Origin of the sequence: Nocardioides panacihumi (assembly GCF_039530925.1) — a bacterium.
Classification (GTDB): domain Bacteria; phylum Actinomycetota; class Actinomycetes; order Propionibacteriales; family Nocardioidaceae; genus Nocardioides; species Nocardioides panacihumi.
Genome location: NZ_BAAAPB010000002.1, coordinates 707,070 through 728,705 on the forward strand (window position 1 = coordinate 707,070; position 21,636 = coordinate 728,705).

18 protein-coding genes are annotated in these 21,636 nt (G+C 71.4%); 2 read left to right on the forward strand and 16 right to left on the reverse strand.

The window, feature by feature from the left end:
* Nucleotides 1-30: 30 nt before the first annotated feature.
* The 6 genes from proB to ABD205_RS12590 all read right to left on the reverse strand — a co-directional run bounded on the left by proB (nt 31) and on the right by ABD205_RS12590 (nt 7,764).
* The gene (gene proB / locus ABD205_RS12565) at nt 31-1,140 is read right to left on the reverse strand and encodes a glutamate 5-kinase (RefSeq protein ID WP_344045175.1); all 1,110 of its coding nucleotides are present in this window, start codon (nt 1,138-1,140) and stop codon (nt 31-33) included.
* Nucleotides 1,137-2,675, reverse strand: coding sequence for a GTPase ObgE (gene obgE / locus ABD205_RS12570; RefSeq protein WP_344045176.1), 1,539 nt, complete (start codon nt 2,673-2,675; stop codon nt 1,137-1,139). Before obgE ends, proB begins: the two co-directional genes overlap by 4 nt.
* Nucleotides 2,676-2,797: 122 nt before the next feature.
* Nucleotides 2,798-3,049: a 50S ribosomal protein L27 gene (gene rpmA / locus ABD205_RS12575; protein WP_344045177.1), complete on the reverse strand. Its 252-nt coding sequence runs from the start codon at nt 3,047-3,049 to the stop codon at nt 2,798-2,800.
* Between the two features lie 45 nt (nt 3,050-3,094).
* Nucleotides 3,095-3,397, reverse strand: a complete 303-nt coding sequence (rplU, locus tag ABD205_RS12580; RefSeq protein ID WP_344045888.1) for a 50S ribosomal protein L21 — start codon at nt 3,395-3,397, stop codon at nt 3,095-3,097.
* 179 nt (nt 3,398-3,576) lie between these two features.
* Complete coding sequence (locus ABD205_RS12585; RefSeq protein WP_344045178.1) at nt 3,577-6,648, reverse strand: Rne/Rng family ribonuclease; 3,072 nt, start codon at nt 6,646-6,648, stop codon at nt 3,577-3,579.
* A 387-nt stretch (nt 6,649-7,035) separates the two neighbouring features.
* Nucleotides 7,036-7,764, reverse strand: coding sequence for a TIGR03936 family radical SAM-associated protein (locus tag ABD205_RS12590; protein ID WP_344045179.1), 729 nt, complete (start codon nt 7,762-7,764; stop codon nt 7,036-7,038).
* A gap of 87 nt (nt 7,765-7,851) precedes the next feature.
* Here ABD205_RS12590 and ABD205_RS12595 point away from each other — a divergent pair, with 87 nt between their 5' ends.
* Nucleotides 7,852-9,048 (forward strand): CynX/NimT family MFS transporter, encoded by a 1,197-nt coding sequence (locus tag ABD205_RS12595; RefSeq protein WP_344045180.1) that lies wholly within the window; start codon nt 7,852-7,854, stop codon nt 9,046-9,048.
* Nucleotides 9,049-9,158: 110 nt separating this feature from the next.
* Here the strand turns inward: ABD205_RS12595 and ABD205_RS12600 are convergent, their stop codons facing one another.
* The 7 genes from ABD205_RS12600 to ABD205_RS12630 are packed head-to-tail and all read right to left on the reverse strand — an operon-like array spanning nt 9,159 to nt 18,600.
* Nucleotides 9,159-11,111: a TIGR03960 family B12-binding radical SAM protein gene (locus ABD205_RS12600; protein ID WP_344045181.1), complete on the reverse strand. Its 1,953-nt coding sequence runs from the start codon at nt 11,109-11,111 to the stop codon at nt 9,159-9,161.
* A gap of 58 nt (nt 11,112-11,169) precedes the next feature.
* Nucleotides 11,170-12,852, reverse strand: coding sequence for an MDR family MFS transporter (locus tag ABD205_RS12605; protein ID WP_344045182.1), 1,683 nt, complete (start codon nt 12,850-12,852; stop codon nt 11,170-11,172).
* A 41-nt stretch (nt 12,853-12,893) separates the two neighbouring features.
* Nucleotides 12,894-14,051: a rod shape-determining protein RodA gene (gene rodA / locus ABD205_RS12610; RefSeq protein ID WP_344045183.1), complete on the reverse strand. Its 1,158-nt coding sequence runs from the start codon at nt 14,049-14,051 to the stop codon at nt 12,894-12,896.
* Entirely contained in the window at nt 14,048-16,132 is a 2,085-nt protein-coding gene (gene mrdA / locus ABD205_RS12615) for a penicillin-binding protein 2 (RefSeq protein ID WP_344045184.1), read from the reverse strand. The genes rodA and mrdA overlap by 4 nt, the downstream gene beginning before the upstream one ends.
* Before the next feature lie 4 nt (nt 16,133-16,136).
* Nucleotides 16,137-16,652 carry a rod shape-determining protein MreD gene (gene mreD / locus ABD205_RS12620; RefSeq protein WP_344045185.1) on the reverse strand — a complete coding sequence of 172 codons (516 nt, stop codon included), beginning with the start codon at nt 16,650-16,652 and terminating at the stop codon, nt 16,137-16,139.
* A complete protein-coding gene (gene mreC, locus ABD205_RS12625) occupies nt 16,649-17,572 on the reverse strand; it encodes a rod shape-determining protein MreC (RefSeq protein WP_344045186.1) in 924 nt (307 codons plus the stop codon). The genes mreD and mreC overlap by 4 nt, the downstream gene beginning before the upstream one ends.
* Entirely contained in the window at nt 17,572-18,600 is a 1,029-nt protein-coding gene (locus ABD205_RS12630) for a rod shape-determining protein (protein WP_344045187.1), read from the reverse strand. The genes mreC and ABD205_RS12630 overlap by 1 nt, the downstream gene beginning before the upstream one ends.
* Before the next feature lie 189 nt (nt 18,601-18,789).
* Here ABD205_RS12630 and ABD205_RS12635 point away from each other — a divergent pair, with 189 nt between their 5' ends.
* Entirely contained in the window at nt 18,790-19,368 is a 579-nt protein-coding gene (locus ABD205_RS12635; protein ID WP_344045188.1) for a M23 family metallopeptidase, read from the forward strand.
* 23 nt (nt 19,369-19,391) lie between these two features.
* Here the strand turns inward: ABD205_RS12635 and ndk are convergent, their stop codons facing one another.
* From ndk to ABD205_RS12650, 3 genes are all read right to left on the reverse strand, one after another.
* The gene (ndk, locus tag ABD205_RS12640) at nt 19,392-19,811 is read right to left on the reverse strand and encodes a nucleoside-diphosphate kinase (protein ID WP_344045189.1); all 420 of its coding nucleotides are present in this window, start codon (nt 19,809-19,811) and stop codon (nt 19,392-19,394) included.
* A 63-nt stretch (nt 19,812-19,874) separates the two neighbouring features.
* On the reverse strand, nt 19,875-20,255 hold the full coding sequence (locus ABD205_RS12645; RefSeq protein ID WP_344045190.1) for a DUF4233 domain-containing protein: 381 nt from the start codon (nt 20,253-20,255) through the stop codon (nt 19,875-19,877).
* A complete protein-coding gene (locus tag ABD205_RS12650) occupies nt 20,252-21,619 on the reverse strand; it encodes a bifunctional folylpolyglutamate synthase/dihydrofolate synthase (RefSeq protein ID WP_344045191.1) in 1,368 nt (455 codons plus the stop codon). Before ABD205_RS12650 ends, ABD205_RS12645 begins: the two co-directional genes overlap by 4 nt.
* Between the last annotated feature and the right edge of the window lie 17 nt (nt 21,620-21,636).

Below are 21,636 nucleotides of genomic sequence, written 5' to 3' on the forward strand. Positions count from 1 at the left end.
AGAGTGCGAGGATGCGCCGACTGGGCAAGATCAGAGCAGGACCAGGTCGTCGCGGTGCACGACCTCACGCCCGTACGCCGGCCCGAGGTCGGCCTCGAGGTCCTTGCTGGACCGGCCGACGAGCTGGGGGATCTCCTCGGCGTCGTACGCGACGAGGCCCCGTGCCACCACGGCACCGTCCGGACCGACGAGGTCGACCGGGTCGCCGGCGTGGAAGCGGCCGTGCGCACCGGTGACGCCGGCGGCGAGCAGGGATGCGCCGCGCTGCGTCAGCGCGCGGACGGCCCCGGCGTCGAGCGTGACCGAGCCGGCCGGCTCGGTCGCGTGGGCGAGCCACAGCAGCCGAGTGCGCTGGCGTCGGCCCGTGGCGTGGAACAACGTGCCGGTGTCCTCGCCGGCCAGCGCGGCACCGGCGTGGTCCGCGGCGGTCAGCACGACCGGGATGCCGGCCTCGACGGCGATGCGCGCGGCCTCCAGCTTGGTGACCATGCCCCCGGTGCCGACGCCCGCGGCCCCGGTCTTGCCGACCTGCACCCCCGCCAGCTCCTCGAGGGCCATGACATCTCCGATCCGCGTGGCGCCCGGCGAGGACGGCGGAGCGTCGTACAGCCCGTCGACGTCGCTGAGCAGCACTAGCAGGTCGGCGTGGACGAGGTGGGCGACGAGCGCCGCGAGCCGGTCGTTGTCGCCGAACCGGATCTCCGAGGTCGCCACCGTGTCGTTCTCGTTGACGATGGGCAGCACGCCGAGGTCGAGCAGCTTCGCGAAGGTCGCCAGCGCGTTGCGGTAGTGGCTGCGACGGGTGACGTCGTCGACCGTGAGCAGCACCTGCCCGGCAGTGACGCCGTGCCGGGCGAGCTCCTCGGTGTAGCGATGGACCAGGAGACCCTGGCCGACACTGGCGGCTGCCTGCTGGGCGGCGAGCGCCTTCGGGCGCTTCTTCAGCCCCAACGGCGCCAGTCCGGCCGCGATCGCGCCCGACGAGACGAGCACGACCTCGGCGCCGCGCTTGCGAGCCTCGGCGAGGACGTCGACGAGCGCGCTGACCCGGTCAGGGTCGATGCCGCCCGCGGCCGTCGTCAGCGACGACGACCCGACCTTGACGACGATCCGCTTCGCGTCGACGACCTGCGCCCTCATGCGTCGGGGTCGTTCTCGGACAGGTCGAAGAAGTCCGGGTCGTCCTCCGAGCCGATCTCGTAGGAGACGGGACCGGCCGGCTTGTCGAGCCGACGGGCCACGTCGGCACGCGTCTCGCCCTCCGCGCGGTCGTCCATCGCCTCGTCGATCGCCCGGCGACGCTGGGCGGCCGGGCGCGACTCGTCGAAGCGCTGGTCCTCGCCGCGTCGGCCGAGCATCTCGGCTCCGGCCTCGATGGAGGGTCGGAAGTCGAAGACCACCGAGTCCTCGGGCGAGCCGATGATGACGGTGTCGCCCTCCTGCGCGCCCATCTTGACGAGGCGGATCTCGATGCCCAGGCGGTTGAGCCGGTCGGCGAGGTAGCCAACGGCCTCCTCGTTGCCGAAGTCGGTCTGCCGCACCCAGCGCTCGGGCTTGGCGCCGCGTACGACGAACCCGTCCGTCGTCCGGGTGATCGTGAACGAGTCCCCGCCGTCGGCGCTCGGCGGCCGCAGCACGATGCGCTTGGCCTCGACGGCCGGCTTCTCGGCGCGGGCGGCGGCGACGATCTCGGCCATCGCGAAGATCAGCTCGCGGGTGCCCTCGCCGCTGGCGGCGGAGATCGGGAAGACGCGGTAGCCCTCGGCCTCGATGTCCTCGCGGGTGATGTCGGCGAGGTCGCGCCCGTCGGGTACGTCGACCTTGTTGAGCGCCACCAGACGCGGCCGGTCCTCGAGGCCGCCGTAGCGGGCGAGCTCGCGCTCGATGATCTCCAGGTCGTCGACCGGGTTGCGACCCGGCTCGATCGAGGCGGTGTCGACGACGTGGACGATCGCCGCGCAGCGCTCGATGTGGCGCAGGAACTCGTGTCCCAGACCGCGACCGTCGGACGCGCCCTCGATGAGGCCGGGCACGTCGGCGACGGTGAACGTGGTGTCCCCGGCGCGGACGACACCGAGGTTGGGCACGAGCGTGGTGAACGGGTAGTCGGCGATCTTCGGCCGCGCCCGCGAGATCGACGCGATGAGCGAGGACTTGCCGGCGCTGGGGAAGCCGACCAGGCCGATGTCGGCGACGACCTTCAGCTCCAGGCCGATCTCCAGCTCCTCGCCGGGCTCGCCGAGCAGCGCGAAGCCGGGCGCCTTGCGCTTGGCGCTGGCGAGTGCCGCGTTGCCGAGCCCACCCCGGCCGCCCTCGGCGACCACGAGCTCGGTGCCGGGGCCGACCATGTCGGCGAGCTGGTTGCCCTGGGCGTCGGTGACGACCGTGCCGTCGGGCACGGGAAGGATCAGGTCGGCGCCGTGGGCGCCGTTGCGGTGGGCACCGGCTCCCTGGGCGCCGTTGGTCGCGGAGCGCTTCGGGCTGTGGTGGTAGTCGATGAGCGTCGTCACGTCGGGGTCGACGCGCAGGATCACGGAGCCGCCGGGGCCGCCGTTGCCGCCGTCCGGGCCGCCGAGCGGCTTGAACTTCTCACGGTGCACCGACGCGACGCCGTTGCCGCCGCGTCCTGCACGGACGTGCAGACGCACGCGGTCGACGAAGGTGGGCACTGCCATGGGAACCATTCTTTCTGTCGGGAAGCCGGTGTCGAGCCTCGTGACAAGCACGTCAGGCCCGGCACCCACGGAGCAGTTCCGCGTGTGCCGGGCCTGACAGGCTGTTCAGAGGTCGAGACTGGTTACTCGACGACGATGTTGACGACCCGGCGACCACGCCGGGTGCCGAACTCGACCGCACCGGCGGCCAGAGCGAACAGCGTGTCGTCGCCACCGCGGCCGACGTTGACGCCCGGGTGGAAGTGCGTGCCGCGCTGGCGGACGATGATCTCGCCCGCGTTGACGACCTGGCCGCCGAAGCGCTTCACGCCGAGGCGCTGGGAGTTGGAGTCGCGACCGTTCTTGGTGGACGCGGCGCCCTTCTTGTGTGCCATCTCTTCAGTCCTTCGTGAGTGCCGTCAGCTGATCAGGGAGCCCGATCAGGCGTTGATCGCGGTGACCTTGACCTGGGTGTACTTCTGACGGTGACCCTGGCGCTTCTTGTAGCCGGTCTTGTTCTTGTACTTCTGGATGATGATCTTGGGGCCCTTCGTGCCGCCGAGGACCTCGGCGGTGACGGAGGACTTGGCGAGACCGGTCGAGGTGACCTTCTCGCCGTCCACGACGAGGACCACGGGGAGCGTGACGGACTCGCCGACGCCCGTCGCGATCTGGTCGATCTCGATGACGTCGCCGACGGCAACCTTCTGCTGGGTGCTACCAGCCTTCACGATCGCGTACACCGCGGTCTCCTTCATCCTGCAAGCGTTGAGTCTGGGTCGCGGCACGCCTGACCCCGATGCAGTGCGGGGGTGGATGCCGGCGATCGGTGCCCATCGAACGGGTCGTCGAACACCGAGGGTCAATACTACGGATCCCCGGTGACCCGCGCAAAACCACGAGGCACCGGGGCCGGTCGTGCTCAGCGCTTGCGAGCGCCCTTCTTCTTGATCGGCACGTGCTCGATGTGCTCGTCCTCACCGGCCGGCTCGACGCCGTCCGCCGTCACCGCCGTGGCGGGTACGGCGTTCGCGCCGGTGTGCACGACCTCGCGGCTCGCCCCCCTGCGGGTGCGGGTGACGACCTTCGGCGGCTCGGGAGCCTCCGGGGTCGCGACCGGCGCGACGGTCTCGGTCGGCTCGGCGACCGCCTCGACGACGGCGCCTGCGCCGGTCGAGACGACCGGACGGCTCGCGCCGCGTCGGCTCCGGGTGCGGGTGATGACCTTGGGCGCCTCGTCGACGGGCTCCGCGGCCTTCTCCTCGACCTCGGGCTCGGCAGGGGCCTCCGCCGGCGTCTCGGCCGGGCTGTCCACCTCGACCGCCTCGTCGACGAGCTCCTCGACGGCGGCCGGCCCGGTCGCGTCCGTGCCCCCGACGACCGCCTCAGCGGCCGCCTCGACCTCGGCAGCCGCGGCCGGCGTGACCTCGACGTCGGTGTCGGTCGCGTCCGAGGCCTCGGCGGCCTCGTCCAGGTCGACCAGCTCGTCCGCCTCGTGGCGCGGCAGCTGGGCGATGTCCTTGGGCGACGGGACGGCAGGCTTCGGGGTCTCGACGCTCTCGTCTCCGCCTCGGCCACGGCCGCTCCGACGACGGCCGCGGCGACCGCTGCCCTCCTCCGGAGCGATGACGCCCGAGCCACCGGACTCGACCGGCTGGTCGTGGATGATGACGCCACGGCCCTGGCAGTGGGGGCAGTTCTCGGAGAACGCCTCGACCAGGCCGGTGCCGATCCGCTTGCGGGTCATCTGCACCAGGCCGAGCGAGGTGACCTCGGCGACCTGGTGACGGGTCCGGTCACGGCCCAGGCACTCGACCAGTCGTCGCAGCACCAGGTCACGGTTGGACTCGAGCACCATGTCGATGAAGTCCACGACGATGATGCCGCCGATGTCGCGCAGCCGGAGCTGGCGGACGATCTCCTCGGCAGCCTCGAGGTTGTTCTTGGTGACGGTCTCCTCGAGGTTGCCACCCGACCCGGTGAACTTGCCGGTGTTGACGTCGACGACGGTCATCGCCTCGGTCCGGTCGATGATCAGCGAGCCGCCGGAAGGCAGCCAGACCTTGCGATCGAGACCCTTGGCGATCTGCTCGTCGACGCGGTACGTCGCGAAGAGGTCCTTGCCGGACGCCGGCTCGTAGCGCTCGACGCGGTCCGACAGGTCGGGCGCCACGTTGTCGACGTACCCCTTGACGGTGTTCCAGGCGTCCTCGCCCTGGACGACCAGCTTGGCGAAGTCCTCGGTGAAGAGGTCGCGGACGACCTTGAGCGTGAGGTCCGGCTCGCCGTACAGGAGCTGGGCGTTGGCGCTCTTGTTGGCGGCCTTGGCCTCGATGTCCTCCCAGCGGGCCTTGAGACGCTCGACGTCGCGGGTGAGCTCCTCCTCGCTGGCGCCCTCCGCCGCGGTGCGCACGATGACGCCGGCCGTGTCGGGGACGATCTCCTTGAGGAGCGACTTGAGCCGGTTGCGCTCGGTGTCGGGCAGCTTGCGCGAGATGCCGCTCGTGGTGCCGTCGGGCACGTAGACGAGGAAGCGGCCGGCCAGCGAGATCTGCGAGGTGAGCCGGGCGCCCTTGTGACCGATCGGGTCCTTGGTGACCTGCACCAGCACCGTCTGGCCGCTGCTGAGGACCGACTCGATCTTGCGCTGCTGGCCGTCCTTGTGGCCGAGCGCGGCCCAGTTGACCTCACCGGCGTACAGCACGGCGTTGCGGCCCTTGCCGATGTCGATGAAGGCGGCCTCCATCGACGGCAGGACGTTCTGGACGCGGCCGAGGTAGACGTTGCCGATCAGCGAGGTCTGCGACTCGCGGGCGACGTAGTGCTCGACGAGCACCTTGTCCTCGAGCACGCCGATCTGCGTGAGGTCGTCGCGCTGGCGGATGACCATGACGCGCTCGACCGACTCGCGGCGGGCCAGGAACTCGGCCTCGCTCACGATCGGCGCACGGCGGCGGCCGGCCTCGCGACCCTCGCGGCGACGCTGCTTCTTCGCCTCGAGGCGGGTGGAGCCCGACACGGCGGTGATCTGCTGGTCGAGGGGCTTGGTCTCGCGGACCCGGGTCACCGTGTTCGGCGGGTTGTCGTCGTCGTCTCCCCCGCTGTCGCCGGAGCGGCGGCGACGGCGGCGACGGCGCGAGGACCCGCCCTCGGCGGCCTGCTCGGCCTCCTCGGTGTCCTCGGACTCGTCGGCGGTCTCCTCCTCCTCGTCCTCGGACTCGGCGGTCTCCTCGCCGTTCCCGCCCGACTTGCGGCGACGACGGCCGCCACGGCGGCGGCGGCGACGGGCGGGCGTGCCCTCGTCGGACTCCTCGCCAGCGTCCTGCTCGTCGGTCGTCTCAGTCTCGGCGGCCTGCTCGGCCGCCTCGACGGCCTCGAGCGTCTCGGTCTCGTCCACCTCGTCGGGGGTCTCCTCCTCGACGGGGCTCTGCTCGTCGACGGGCTTGGCGGCGGCCTTCTTGGCGGCGGTCTTGCGGGGTGCACGCTTGCGCGGCGCGGGAGTCGCCTCAGGCGACTGGAAGAGCACGGCCGGGGCGCCCGGCGTGGCGACCTCATCAGCCACAGCCTCGGCCTGGGTCGCGGACGCGGTCTCGTCGGTGTCGGCGGGCGCCTCGGCCGCCTTCTTGGCCGCGGTCCTGCGCGTCGTGGTCTTGGTGGCGGCCTTCTTCGCGGTCCGCTTCGCGGCGGTCTTCTTCGCTGGCGCCTCGGCCTCGACCTCCGCGGGGGCTGCGGGCTCGCCGAGCTGCTCGAGCGGCAGCGCCTCGTCGGCGGGAGCCGCCTTCTTGGCGGCCCGCTTGGCGGGGGCCTTCTTCGCGGTCGTCTTGGCCGCGGTCGCCTTCTTGGCGGCGGTCTTGGCCGCGGTCGCCTTCTTGGCGGGCGCCGTGGTCGCCTTCTTGGCGGCGGTGCGCTTCGCGGCCGCCTTCTTGGCGGGGCCGGCTCCGGCGGTGCCGTCGGCGGTCTGGTCGGTGTTCTCGACGTTGATGTCGTCGGCCATGTGATGCTCCTCAGCCCGCCACTCCACGCGGCGGACAGGTCCGACGTCGGTCGACCACCTGCGGGTCATCGACCGACGCAAAAGCTTGTCAGGGCGGCGAGTCGTCCCGCGTACGCGTCAATGACGTCACCTGCCTCACGCCTGCCGCGGTCGCTTGCCCGCCAGGGTCGCTGTCACCGACCTGAGGGCCGCGTCGCGGCGTTGGGACGAGGAGTTTCGTCACCGTGTCCGACCGGCGCTCCCTGGATGGGAGCTCAGCCTGACGGATGATTCGTCGAGTCGGTCACCGTGCGGCGCAAGCACCGGCACAATCAGCCGACCGAGGCGAGTATCGCACATCACTCCCCAGAATCAGCGATGCGCGCCGCGCGGACGCACCCGCGCCGGTCAGCGCAGCGGGTCGCCGATCGTCGCGGTGGCCTCGTCGAACGGGCCCTGCGCGAGCCGCGTGAGCAGCGGCAGGCCGCCGAACTCGGGGCCGACCTTCAGGCCACCCACACTCGTCAGCCCCATGATCACGTCGTCGGGGCGTACGGCCGGCACGCTGTGCCGCAGCAGCAGCCGCAGCCGGCTGCCGGACCCTGCAGGGTCCGCAGGCTCGGCCTCGAGCGAGACGACCGCACCGCGGCAGTCGAACTCGCGCATCCCCTTCTTGGTCATCCGCTCGACGAGCACCTCGTCGGCGCCGAGGAAGGCTGCGACAGCGCCCGACGTCTCGTCGTACGGCGTCACCAGGTCGATCAGCCACGAACTGGCCTCGAGCCTGTCGGCGAGCGAGCCCCCGGCCGACTCGACCACCTCGAGGACGTCGAGCCCGTCGGGCAGCGCCTCGGCGAGCGCCTCGTGCACCGCGGCCGGCTCGACGATCTCGGCCAGGCCGATCTCGACGTACTCCGCCTCGCTCGCCGCGCCCGTGGGCGCCGCACCTGCGTACGAGATCCGCGGGTGCGGGTTGAAGCCGCTGGAGTAGGCCATCGGCAGCCGCACCCGCACCAGCGCGCGCTCGAAGGCTCGGGAGAAGTCGCGGTGGCTGGTGAAGCGGAGCCGGCCGCGCTTGGCATAGCGGATCCGCAGTCGCTGGACCGGCGGGGCTTGCTGCTCGGGCTGCTGTCGCACGGGAAGAGGCTAGGCCGCCGTCACGTCTGGCGCCGATTCCGCAATACCCGGTGCCGCCGCGGGCGAGCCCGGTGGCAGGATCGCCTGGTGATCCGCCGTTCGTCCGTCATCGTGCTGGCAGCCATCCTGCTGCTGGCCGTCAACCTGCGGCCGACGGCCGTCAGCGTGGGTCCCGTCCTCGAAGAGGTGCGCGACGGCCTGCACATGGGCGCGGGCGGGGTGAGCCTGCTGACCTCCCTGCCCGTCCTCGCGTTCGCGCTGTTCGGAGCGATCGCCCCGCTGCTCGCCCGGAGGTACGGCGTCCACCGGGTCACGCTGCTCAGCCTCTTCGCGGTGGCGATCGGCCTGCTCGGCCGCTCCCTGGCCGACGAGGAGCCCGTCTTCCTCCTGCTCTCGATGCTCGCGCTCGCCGGCATGGCGCTCGCCAACGTGCTGCTCCCCTCACTGGTGAAGCTGCACTTCCCGGACCGGGTCGGCCAGGTCACCGCCCTCTACACGACGATGCTCGCGGTCGGCCTGACCCTGGCGCTGATGCTGACCGTCCCGATCTCCCACGCCGGCGGCGGCTGGCGCACCGGACTCGGGATCTGGGCACTGGTCGCGGTGATCGCGGCCATCCCGTGGCTGCCGATGGTCGCGCACGACCACGCCATCGACCCCAGCCCGCACACGGTCGGCTTCCTCGAGGTCCTCCGGACGCCGATCGGCGTGTCGATGATCGTCTTCTTCGGGCTGCAGTCCTTGCAGGCGTACGTCGTCTTCGGCTGGTTCGCCACCATGTGGCGCGACGCGGGCTTCTCCGCCACCGCGGCCGGGCTCCTGGTCGGCCTCGTCGCCGCGACCTCGATCCCGCTGTCGCTGTGGGCCCCGGTCGCACTGGCGCGCAGCGCACGCCCGCGACGGATCCTGCTCTGCTTCATGATCTGCTACCCGATCGGCTACGCCGCCCTGCTCATCGACCCGCACAGGCTCGCGATCCCCGCCGCCCTGCTCATCGGGGCCGGCACCGTCGTCTTCCCACTGGTGCTGGTCCTCATCAACCTGCGCTCGCGCACGCCGGCCGGCACCGCCGCCCTCTCCAGCGTCGCGCAGTCCGTCGGCTACCTGATCGCCGGCATCGGACCGTTCGCCATCGGGCTCATCCACGAGCACACCGGCGGCTGGACCTGGCCGCTGTGCGTGCTGATCGTCGTCTGCGTGCCGCAGACCGTCGTCGGCCTGATGTGCGGCCGGCCGGTCTACGTCGAGGACCAGCTGCGCGACCCCGCGCGGACCGCCGTCTGACGCGTCGGGCGTCGTCCATCGAGAACCCCGCCGTCCGGGTCCCGGGGCGCTGGGACGTCATACGAGGTGGCTGCCAGGACGACCAGCTCGTATGACGTCCGGGCCGGGACTCAGACCACCGAGAGCGGCAGCAGCTTCTGACCCGTGGGGCCGATCTGGATCTCCGTGCCCATCTCCGGGCACACCCCGCAGTCGTAGCAGGGCGTCCAGCGACAGTCCTCGATCTCGATGTCCTCGCCGTCGGCGGCCGCGAGCGCGTCCTCCCAGTCGGCCCACAGCCAGTCCTTGTCGAGGCCGGAGTCGAGGTGGTCCCACGGCAGGATCTCGTCGTAGGCCCGCTCACGCGTCGTGTACCAGTCGACGTCGACGCCCGTCCCTTCGAGCGCGCGAGCCGCGGAGGACATCCAGCGGTCGTAGGAGAAGTGCTCGCTCCAGCCGTCGAAGCGGCCGCCGTCGCGCCACACCTCCTCGAGGATGCGGCCGACCCGCCGGTCACCGCGCGAGAGCAGTCCCTCGACCGTGCCGGGCTTGCCGTCGTGGTAGCGGAAGCCGATCGCGCGGCCGAACCGCTTGTCCGACTGCACCTCCTTGCGGAGCTTGGCGAGCCGCTCGTCGGTCGTGTCGTGGTCGAGCTGGCCCGCCCACTGGAACGGCGTGTGCGCCTTCGGCACGAACCCGCCGATCGAGACGGTGCAGCGGATGTCGTTGCGGCCGGAGACCTCGCGGCCCTTCGCGATGACCTTCTTCGCCAGGTCGGCGATCGCGAGGACGTCCTCGTCGGTCTCGGTCGGCAGGCCGCACATGAAGTAGAGCTTCACCTGCCGCCACCCGTGCGAGTACGCCGTCGCGACGGTGCGGATGAGGTCCTCCTCGGTCACCATCTTGTTGATGACCTTGCGCATCCGCTCGCTGCCACCCTCGGGAGCGAAGGTGAGGCCGGAGCGGCGCCCGTTGCGGGAGAACTCGTTGGCGAGCGTGATGTTGAACGCGTCCACCCGGGTCGAGGGCAGCGACAGCGAGATGTTGGAGCCCTCGTAGCGGTCGGCGAGGCCCGACGCGATCTCGCCGATCTCGGTGTGGTCGGCGCTCGACAGCGAGAGCAGGCCGACCTCCTCGAAGCCGGACTTGCGGATGCCGTTCTCGACCATCGCGCCGATGGTGTTGATGGACCGCTCGCGCACCGGCCGGGTGATCATGCCCGCCTGGCAGAAGCGGCAGCCGCGGGTGCAGCCCCGGAAGATCTCCACGGAGAACCGCTCGTGGACGGTCTCGGCGAGCGGCACCAACGGCTTGGCCGGGTAGGGCCACGCGTCGAGGTCCATGAGCGTGTGCTTGCGGACGCGCCACGGAATGCCCGGACGGTTGGGCACGACGGCCTCGATCGCGCCGTCGGCGGCGTACGTGACGTCGTAGAACCGCGGGACGTAGACCCCGCCGGACACCGCGAGCCGGCGCAGCAGCTCGTCCCTGTTGAGGTGCTCTCCGCCGGGACGGCTGCGCTCCTGCTTCCACTCGCGGACGACCTCGGAGATCGCGAGCACGACCTCCTCGCCGTCGCCGAGGACGGCCGCGTCGATGAAGTCCGCGATCGGCTCGGGGTTGAAGGCCGCGTGCCCTCCGGCGAGCACGATCGGGTCGTCGTCACCGCGGTCCGCGGCGTGCAGGGGGATGCCCGCGAGGTCGATCGCGTTCAGCATGTTCGTGTAGCCGAGCTCGGTCGAGAAGCTCACGCCGAAGACGTCGAAGTCGCGCACCGGCCGGTGGGCGTCGACGGTGAACTGCGGGATCGACTCCTCGCGCATGATCTTCTCGAGGTCCGGCCAGACGGCGTACGTCCGCTCCGCGAGGAAGCCGTCGCGCTCGTTGAGCACCTCGTAGAGGATCGCGACGCCCTGGTTGGGCAGGCCGACCTCGTAGGCGTCGGGATACATGAGCGCCCACCGGACGTCGGCCGACTCCCAGTCCTTGACGGTCGAGTTCAGCTCGCCGCCGACGTACTGGATCGGCTTGGTGACGCGACCGAGGTGCGGCTCGAGACGGGGGAAGACAGACTCGCCGGACATAGCGATCAGGGTACGTCGGCAGGGCGCCGACAGCCGATTCCACCGGCTCCGGCCGGGGCTACTCCCCCGCCTCGCTCCGTGCTCGCTCGGCGGCGGCCGCCGCCGAGGCCGACTGCTGGCGCAGCTCCACCTCGGGCATGAGCAGCAGCACTCCGAAGGCGAGGACGCCGAGGCTGCCCGACACCCAGAACACCGACGAGATCGAGTCCGCGAAGCCGGCCTTGAACGGGTGCGCGAGCACGGGGCTCATCTGGTCGATGATCGAGGAGTCGTCCTGCACCTCGGCGAAGACCGACCTGTCGCCGGCCAGGACCCTGCGGTCGACAGCGGTGGGCTGGTAGGACGGATCCTGCGCGAGCGCCGCGATCTGGGGCTTGGCGTCGTCGAAGGCGTGCGAGATGTCGGCGCCGACCCCGCCGAAGAGCATCGAGAGGAAGACGGCGACGCCGATGGTGCCGCCGATCTGCCGGAAGAACGTCGCCGCCGAGGTCGCCACGCCGATCGAGCTGGGCGGCACCGACGACTGCACCGTGAGCACCAGCGGCTGCATGCAGTTGCCGACGCCGTAGCCGACGACCAGCATCATCAGCATCACGATCCACAGGTGGGTGTCGGCCGAGATCGTCGTCAGGGCGAACATGCCGACCGCCATCAGCGCGGAGCCGACGATCGGGAACGTCCGCGTCCTGCCGGTCCGCGAGATGATCCGCCCCGACGTCACCGAGGCGGACATCAGCCCGGCGACCATCGGCAGCATCAGGAAGCCGGACTGGGTGGGCGTCGCGCCGTGAACGATCTGCATGTAGAGCGGCAGCAGCATCATGGCGCCGAACATGCCCATGCCGACGATCACGCTGGCCACGATGGTGATCGCCGCCGGTCGGATCCTGAAGAGCGAGAGCGGGATCAGCGCGGCGTCTCGCATGTAGGCCTCGGCCGCGACGAACAGCACCAGGCCGAGGGCGGCGAGGACGAAGCAGGTGACCGACCGGGGCGAGCTCCAGCCCCACCCGCGGCCCTGCTCGAGCACGGTGAGCAGCGGCACCAGGCACAGGCACAGCGCGAGCGCGCCCATCCAGTCGATCCGGGAGGGCCGCCTGACGTGGTGGACGTGCAGGGTCCGGAAGATCACCACGAGCGCAACGATCCCGATCGGCACGTTGACGAGGAACACCCAGCGCCAGCCGGTGATGCCGAGGATCGTGTCGGTGCCGGCGAGCAGGCCTCCGACGACGGGGCCGAGCACGCTCGAGGCGCCGAAGGTCGCCATGAAGTAGCCGGTGTACCTGGCCCGCTCACGCGGCGAGACGATGTCGCCGATGATGGCGAGCACGAGCGTGAACAGGCCGCCGGCGCCCAGGCCCTGGAAGGCGCGGAAGGCAGCGAGCTGGTACATCGAGGTGGCGAACGAGCACAGCGCGGACCCGATGATGAAGACCGTGATCGCGAACATGAACAGCTTCTTGCGGCCGTACAGGTCGCCGAGCTTGCCGTAGATCGGCGTCGTGATCGTCGAGGTGATCAGGTAGGCGGTCGTCACCCACGCCTGCGCCGACAGCCCGTGCAGGTCGTCGGCGATCGTCCTGATCGAGGTCGACACGATCGTCTGGTCGAGGGCGCCCAGGAACATCGCCAGCATGAGCCCGCCGATGATCCGGACGATCTGCTGATGGGTGTACTCACCGGGCGCGGGCTCCGGCTCGCGGACGAGGGTCGGGTCAGGATCCGGTGTGCTGTTCATCGAGTGCCAATGTAGTGCGCCCGGGTTAACGCACGGCGGAGCTATCGCACGGCGAGCAAGCCCGGGGAGTCGACGAGGCGGCGCTCGGCGACGGCGACCGACCGGCCGTGGATGTTCTGGAGCAGGCCGACGGCCAGCAGGGAGGCGAACATCGAGCTGCCGCCGTACGACAGGAACGGCAGGGGTACGCCGGTCACCGGCATGATCCCCAGGCACATCCCGATGTTCTGGAACGCCTGGAAGCCGAACCAGCAGGCGATCCCCGCCGCGGCGACGCGGCCGAAGAGGTCGTCGGTGCGCGCCGCGATGCGCAGCGCCCGCCACAGCACGACGCCCAGCAGCGCCACCAGGAGCCCGGCCCCGACCAGCCCCAGCTCCTCGCCGGCCACCGTGAAGACGAAGTCCGTGTGCTGCTCGGGCACGAAGCCCGACTGGGTCGTCGAACCGTGGAACAGCCCTTGACCGAACAGTCCGCCGTTGCCGATCGCGATACGCGCCTGCTGGACGTTGTAGCCGGCGCCCTTCGGGTCGAGGGCGGGGTTCATGAAGGCCCCGAAGCGGTCGATCTGGTAGGCCTTGAGGACGCCGGCGGAGACCGCCGCGACGGCCGCGGTCACGGCGCCGACGGCGAGCAGGCCGAGCCAGCGCCGCGGCGTACCGGCGGCGGCGAGCACCCCGAAGACGGTCGCCGACAGCACGAGGGTCGTGCCGAGGTCGGGCTGCATCACGATGAGCAGCGTCGGCAGCGCGGCGACGAGCAGCATCGCGACGACGTCGCCCCGGCCGACGCGGGCGCGCCAGCGGCCCTCGGTCCGCTCGGCCAGCACCAGGGCCATGCCGATGACCACGGCCAGCTTGGCGAACTCCGAGGGCTGCAGGGACATCCCGCCGACGTCGATCCACGACTTCGAGCCGTTGATCGTCATGCCGTTCGTCAGCACCAGCACCAGGCCGCCGATCGAGCCGACGTACACCAGCGGCGTCACGATCCGGATCCAGCGGTGGTCGGTCGCCCACACGACCGCCATGAGCACGACCCCGATGACGACGTTGACGAGCTGCTTGCGCAGGAAGAGGCCGCCGTCGCCGCCGGTCAGCGCGGTGCGGTGCGACGTGGCCGACCAGACGAGCAGGCACGAGGCGGTCGCCAGGAGGGCGACCGCTCCCAGCAGCAGCCAGTCGATCCGGCGTGCGCTCACTGACCCGCCCCCTTCGTCGTCGGTGGGAGGATCGCGCCGTCGTCGGCGAACGTGGGCAGGCCCTTGGGCTCGGTGGTGCCGGGGATGGCGGCGTCCTTCGGGTGCACCTTCCCGTCGGTGATCCCGTAGAGCGACTCCCAGATGTGCCGCACGGGCTCACCGGCGGTGCCGGACCCCGTGCCGCCCTGGGTGACCATCATGACCACGACGTAGTTGCCGTCGAACGTGGCGACCCAGGACGTCGACTGCTTGTTCTCGACCTCGGCGGAGCCGGTCTTGCCGCGGACCTTGACCTGGTCGAGGGGGAAGCCGTTGAACTTCCAGGCCAGCGTGCCGACCTTCGGCGTGCCGAGCAGCGCCTGGTTGACGTACGCGAGCGCCTTCTTCGAGACCTTCACGTGCCGCTCGACCGTCGGCCCGATCTTCTTGATGACCGTGCCGTCCTCCGCCACGACCGCCTTGCCGACGGTGGGCTCGTAGAGGGTGCCGCCGTTCGAGATCGCGGCGTACGCCCGGGCGAGCTGCAGCGGGGTGACCATCGTGTCGCCCTGACCGATCGTGAAGTTGGCCGCGTCGCCCTGACGGAAGTAGTCGCCCTCCAAGCAGAACTCGTGGGCGAACTTCTTGAGGAACGCCGAGTCGGCCTTCCCCGACTTGTCGAGCTTGCAGTAGTAGCCCTTCATCGCGTCGTAGTACGCCGCCCGCCAGCGGCGGTCGCCCACGCGGCCGCTCGCCTCGCCGGGGAGGTCGATGCCCGTCTGGCTGCCGAAGCCGAACGACTTCGCGGCGGCGGCCAGCGGGTCCTTCGCCTTCGCGTTCGCCGGGTCGGAGCCGTACTTGTTCCAGAAGTGCAGGCCGACGCGGTAGAAGAACGTGTCGCAGGAGACCTCGAGCGCGCGCGCGAACGTGATGTTGCCGTAGGACTCGGACTCGTAGTTCTTGAACCAGCGGTTGCCGATCTGCAGTCCGCTCGTGCAGCCCAGCGTCGTGTCGGTCGGCATCCCGCCGGTGATCGCCCCCGACGTCATGATCGGCTTCCACGTCGAGCCGGGCGCGAACTGCCCCTGCGTCGCGCGGGCCAGCAGCGGGTTGCCCCCGGCGTCGGAGTAGAGCGCCTTCAGCTGCTTCTTGGTGATGCCGCCGACCCACACCGAGGGGTCGTACGTCGGCTGGCTGGCCATCGCCACGATCCGGCCGGTCCTCGCCTCCATGACGATGGCCGCCCCGGAGTCGGCGACGTAGTTCTTGTGCGTGACCGGGTCGAGTGTCTTGCGCGCCGTCGTGATCGCGTCGTGCAGCTGCTGCTCGACGACGCCCTGGACCTTCGCGTCGATGCTGGTCACGAGCGTGTCGCCCGGCTGGGCCGCCACGCTGTCGCCGCCGCCGAGCGGACGCCCGAGGGAGTCGACCGCGACGGAGGTGTGCCCGGGCAGGCCCCGCAGCCACTCGTCGTACTCCTTCTCGACGCCGGCGCGGCCGACGGCCGAGGTGGCGTTGAGCGAGGGGTCGTGCTGCTTGGTGGCGGTGTCGTACTCGTCCTGCGTGACCGGGCTCAGGTAGCCGAGGACGTGGGCGAGGTTGACGCCGAAAGGCTGCGGGTAGGCGCGCACCGACTGCTGCTCGGCGACGACCGCCGGGTAGTCCTCCGGCTGCTCGAGGATCGCGAGCGCCACCTTCTCGGGCACGTCCGACGCGATCGGCACCGGCTGGTAGCGCGAGCCGTTCCAGTCGGCGAGCGTCCCCTCGATGTCCGCGACAGCCACCTTGGTCGCCTTGGCGACGCGCGCGACGAGCTCGGCGCGGTCGCTCGAGCCGAGCTGGGCGAGCACGTTCTTGTCGATCTCGACGACCCATGCCTTGCGGTTGGTCACCAGCGGGCGACCCATGTCGTCGACGATGAGCCCGCGGGCCGGCTGCTTGACGACCTCGCGGACCGACTGCGACGCCGCCTTCGCGTGGTAGGTGTCGCCGGTGACGACCTGCAGGTAGTAGAGCCGGGCGAGGAGCGTCGCGAAGAGGGAGAACACGAGCGCCTGCAGCACGATCAGCCGCAGGCGGGAGGTCTTGGCGGTGGCGCTCATGCGGTCACCGGGCTGGCTCGAGGCGCCGGAACGCCGCCATCACGGCCGGCAGCACGAGCGGGGCGAGCAGGACGTCCCAGACCATGCTGATCGCGATGACCTGGAGCAGCTCGCCGACACCGACGGCCGGGTCGCGCAGCACGATGCCGGTCAGCGCGTAGATGCTGCTGCCGACGAAGCTGCACGCCGCCACGGTCGCCATCACGGTGGTGGCGGTCGGCGCGGTGCCGGGCCGGGCGTCCTGACGCACGCGGCCGGCGACGTACCCGACGACGAGGAGGGCGAGCGCCCAGCGGCCGGCCAGGTGGTCGGCGGGTGGCGCGAGATCCAGCACGAGGCCGGCCGCGAAGCCGGTCACCATGCCGAACTCCCCGCCGCGCACGAGGGCCGCGCCCACGACCACGAGCAGGGCGAGGTCGGGCACGATCCCGTGCCACGCGAACGCGTCGAACACGCTGGCCTGGAGGACCACGGCGAGGCTGATCAGGGCGGCGGTCAGCGCGAGGCGGGCGGGCGTCACTTCAGCTCCCCGTCGGCGTCGATGACGGCTCGGTCGCTCTTCGTCCCGCTCGGCACGGCGACGCCGACCACGTCGAGGCTGGTGAAGTCGACCATCGGCGTGATCCGCGCGTGCTGGGTCGAGTCGCGCACGCTCGAGTAGACCGAGTCGACGACGCCGATCGGCACGCCCGCGACGTACGGCGCACCCTTGCTGCTCCCCCAGGTCACGACGGTGTCGCCCTTGGCCGGCACGACGCTCTGGTCGAGCAGCTCGAGGTCGAGGCGACCCGAGCCCCCGAGGACGCCGGCGCCGTGCACGAAGCCGACCTCCATGCTGTCGCCCACGCGGCCGCCGACGACCGAGTCGGCGTCGGCGATCAGCAGGACGGTGGCCGTCGAGCGGGTCACCCGGAGCACACGCCCGACCAGGCCGGACGCGTTGAGGACGGTCATGTCCGGCTCGATGCCGGCCGTCGAGCCGGCGTCGATGGTGACGGTGCGGGAGAACGACTGGCTGGCGCCGTACGCGACGACGCGGGCGGGTACGACGGCGTAGCCGATGTCCTGCGCGGCGGCCGTGAGACCTTCGTACTCCGCGAGCTTGTTGCGGTCGAAGCCCGCCGAGGCGACCCGCTGGCGCAGCGCCGCGTTGTCGGACTCGAGCCCGCCGATGCGCTCGCGCAGGGCACCCTGGGTGTGGAACCACTCCGGGACGCTGGTGACCGGTCGGGCCACGGTGCTGGTCGCGGACTCCAGCGGGCCGTAGACCTCGCCGAGGAGCCGCCGCACGGGCGTCAGCGCCGGGCCGGTCTGGTCGAGCACCAGCAGCACCGCGCACGCGAGCAGCAGCGCGACGATCGTCGGACGCTTGGGCGCGCCGGGCTCGGGGTGCTCGAGGCGGCCGCGCCGGTTGAGACGCTCGGGGATGAGAAGGACCATCAGTACCCCCGGCGGTCCGCGACGAGGACCTGGCGGAGCGCCTCGAACTCCTCCACGCAGCGCCCCGCGCCCAGCGCCACGCTGGTCAGCGGGGCGTCGGCGACGTGCACCGGCATGCCGGTCTCGTGGCGCAGTCGCTCGTCGAGCCCGCGCAGGAGGGCGCCGCCACCGGTGAGGACGATGCCGCGGTCCATGATGTCGCCGGCGAGCTCCGGCGGGGTCTGGTCGAGCGTGGCGCGGACGGCGTCCACGATGTCGTGGATCGGCTCCTCGAGGGCCTTGCGGATCTCCGAGCTCGACAGCGTGACGGTGCGGGGCAGGCCCGACACCAGGTCGCGGCCGCGGATCTCGGCCTCCGGCTCGTTGCTCATCGGGTAGGCGTTGCCGAGGGTCATCTTGACCTCCTCGGCGGTCCGCTCGCCCAGCAGGAGGGAGTGCTCCTTCTTCATCCACTGCACGATCGCGTTGTCGAGGTCGTCGCCCGCCGTCCGCACCGACAGCGACGTCACGATGCCGCCGAGCGAGATGACGGCGACCTCGGTGGTGCCGCCGCCGACGTCGACGACCATGTTGCCGGTCGGCAGGTGGACGGGGAGCCCGGCGCCGATCGCGGCGGCCATCGGCTCCTCGACGATGTAGACCCGGCGCGCACCGGCCTGGTAGCCGGCCTCCTTCACGGCCCGCTGCTCGACGGCGGTGATGCCGCTGGGCACGCAGATGACCATGCGCGGCTTGGCGAAGTAACGGCGCCGGTGCACCTGCTGGATGAACCACCGCAGCATCTGCTCGGTGGCCTCGAAGTCGGCGATGACGCCGTCCTTGAGCGGGCGCAGGGCGGTGATGTTGTCAGGGGTCCGGCCCAGCATGCGCTTGGCCTCGTGGCCGACGGCGAGCACCTCGCCGGTCGACTGGTTGAGGGCGACGACGCTGGGCTCGTCGACCAGCACGCCCTTGCCGCGCACGTAGACGAGCGTGTTGGCGGTGCCGAGGTCGACAGCCATGTCGCGGCCGATGAAGCTGTTCGCCATGGGGTGAGCTCCGCGTCCTGTTGGTTCGGGGAAGAGTGGGACGGCAGGACGGCCGCGCCCACGTCGAGGCTAGGTGGGCGGAAGCGTGTTTCGGGTGAGGCACGCCGAGACTGGAGTGGCTGATGTGACTCGGATCTCGACGGTCGGCCGGCGGTGGCCAGGGGCCGTCGACCGCCGTACGTTGGGCTGGTGCGACGCCTGCTCGGGATGACGATGCTGGCCCTGGTGGTCGGCCTGCTGCCGGGCGCGGTCTCGCCCGCCGATGCGAGGCCGGACCCGCGCTGGCACTTCTACACGCGTGACCGGACCCGCTACGTCTCGCCATGGTTCGCGGGCGCGCGGCGGATCATGGTGCCGTACGGCTGCACGCGCGCGCCGTACTACGACCCCGACCCGCGCTGCGCGCACCACCGCGGCTTCCACCACGGGATCGACGTCGCGATGCCCTGCGGCACGCCGTTGTACGCCGGCCGGCGCGGTCGCGTCCTGAGCCCGTCGGCCCCCGGGCGGCCCGGGCCGGCGTACGGCGTCCACCCGTTCCGGATCCGCTCCGCCGTCGGCGGGCACGTCCGTGACATCCTCATCGGGCACGCGCGCCGGGTCTACGTGCAGCCGGGCGAGTGGGTGAGGCGCGGACAGCTCATCGCACGCGCGTCGGACTCCGGCGCGCCGGACGGCTGCCACCTGCACTTCGAGGTGCGCCTGCCGGGCAGGGGCTACACCGGCGCGATCGACCCGTCGTCGTACCTGATGCTCAGGCCGGCCTGATGCTCACGCGGCAGGCGTGAGGCTCACAGACCGGGGAACCAGATCCCGATCTCGCGCTCGGCGGACTCGGGGGCGTCGGAGCCGTGCACGATGTTCTGCTGCACGGCCAGGCCCCAGTCGCGGCCCAGGTCGCCGCGGATCGTGCCGGGCGCCGCCGTCGTCGGGTCGGTGGCGCCGCCCAGCGAGCGGAACCCCTCGATGACGCGCTCCCCCTCGATGACCATCGCGGCGACCGGCCCCGACAACATGAACTCGACGAGCGGCTCGTAGAACGGCTTGCCCTCGTGCTCGGCGTAGTGCTGCGCGAGGATCTCGCGGGTGGCGGTGCGCAGCTCCAGGGCGACCAGCGTGTAGCCCTTGGCCTCGATCCGACGGATGACCTCGCCGGTGAGTCCGCGGCGGACACCGTCGGGCTTGACGAGGACGAGAGAGCGCTGGGTCATGGTGCGCACCATAGCGAGCGACCCGATCCTCGGCGGAATCCGGCCGCCCGGATGGCCGTGGTCCTAGGAGTCGGCGTGCTGGGCGTCGTACACCGCGAAGGCGGCGGCCCGCTCGCGGTCGATCCGGCGGCCGAGCAGGTCGGCCATGCTCCACAGCAGGGCGAAGATGCCGCCGAGCACGAACATGATGCCGACCACGAAGCCCAGCGCGACGGCGGCGACCTGGATCGCCCAGCCGAGGGCGTAGGCCCACGGCCGGCGCAACAGGCCGGCGACGAGCACGCACGCGGCGACCAGCCCGAGGCCGACGGTGAGCGCGGTGCCCGTCGAGACGTCGGAGATCGAGATCATGACCGGGGTCGTCAGGCCGAGCGTGATCGCCTCGAGCGCCAGCACGGCCGCGCACATGCCACGGCGCGGCGACTTCTCGCGCTCGGCGGTCACTTCACGCCCCCCAGCAGCACCCGGGCCTCGCCGACGGTGACCACGGAGCCGGTGATCAGCACCGCGCCGGAGCTCAGCGAGTCCCCCGTCCCCTCCTCGACCAGGGCGGCGGCGGCGTCGATGGCGTCGGCCAGGTTCGGGACCACGGTGACCCGGTCCTCCCCGTAGATCGGCACGGCCGCCTCCGCCAGCCGGCTCGCGCGCATGGCGCGGTCACTGGAGCTCTGGGTGACGACGAGGTGCTCGAGGTGCGGCTCGAACGCGGCCAGCACCCCCTCGACGTCCTTGTCGCCCATCACACCGATGACGCCGATGAGCGGCGAGAACGAGAAGGAGTCCTCGAGCGCCGCGGCGGTGGCCTCGGCGCCCTGCGGGTTGTGCGCGGCGTCGAGCACGATGGTGGGCGAGCGGCGGACGACCTCGAGCCGCCCGGGCGAGGTGACCTTCTCGAAGGCGTCCCGGACGATCTCGTCGCCGAGCGCCTCGCCCTGCTCGCCGACCGCCCCGGTGAACGCCTCGACCGCCGCCAGCGCGAGGACGGCGTTCTGCGCCTGGTGGGCGCCGTAGAGCGGCAGGAAGATGTCGTCGTACGTCGCCCGCAGGCCCTTGAGCGTCACGACCTGACCGCCCACGGCGGGCGTGCGCGTGACGACGGCGAAGTCGACGCCCTCACGCACGATCGTGGCGCCGACCTCCTGGGCCCTGGCCTCGAGGATCGCGAGGACGTCGTCGGGCTGCTCGGCGACGACGACGATCGCACCCGGCTTGATGATCCCGGCCTTCTCGACGGCGATGGCCACCGGAGTGTCGCCGAGGTACTGCGTGTGGTCGACCGAGATCGGCGTCACCACGGCGACCGCGCCGTCGGCGACGTTCGTGGCGTCCCAGGACCCGCCCATGCCGACCTCGACGACCGCAACGTCGACGGGCGCCTCGGCGAACCTGGCGTAGGCCATGCCGACGACCGTCTCGAAGAAGGAGAGCGGGTGGGTCTGCTCGGTGTCGACCAGGTGCGTGTAGGGCGCGACGTCGTTGAACGCCTCGACGAACGCCTCGTCGGAGAGCGGCTCGCCGTCGATGCTGATCCGCTCGCTCATCTTCTCCACGTGCGGGCTGGTGAACCGCCCGGTGCGCAGGTCGAGAGCCCGCAGCAGGGTGTCGATCATCCGCGACGTGGACGTCTTGCCGTTGGTGCCGGTCAGGTGGATGACCGGGTAGGCGCGCTGCGGGTCGCCGAGGATCTCGGTGAAGGCCCGGATGCGGTCGAGCGACGGCTCGAGCTTGGTCTCGGGCCAGCGGGAGAGGAGGGCGTCCTCCGCCTCGGCGAAGGTCTGGGCCGGTCGGGCGGCGGGGGTCTCGGTCATGGCTTGTCGAGTTTAGG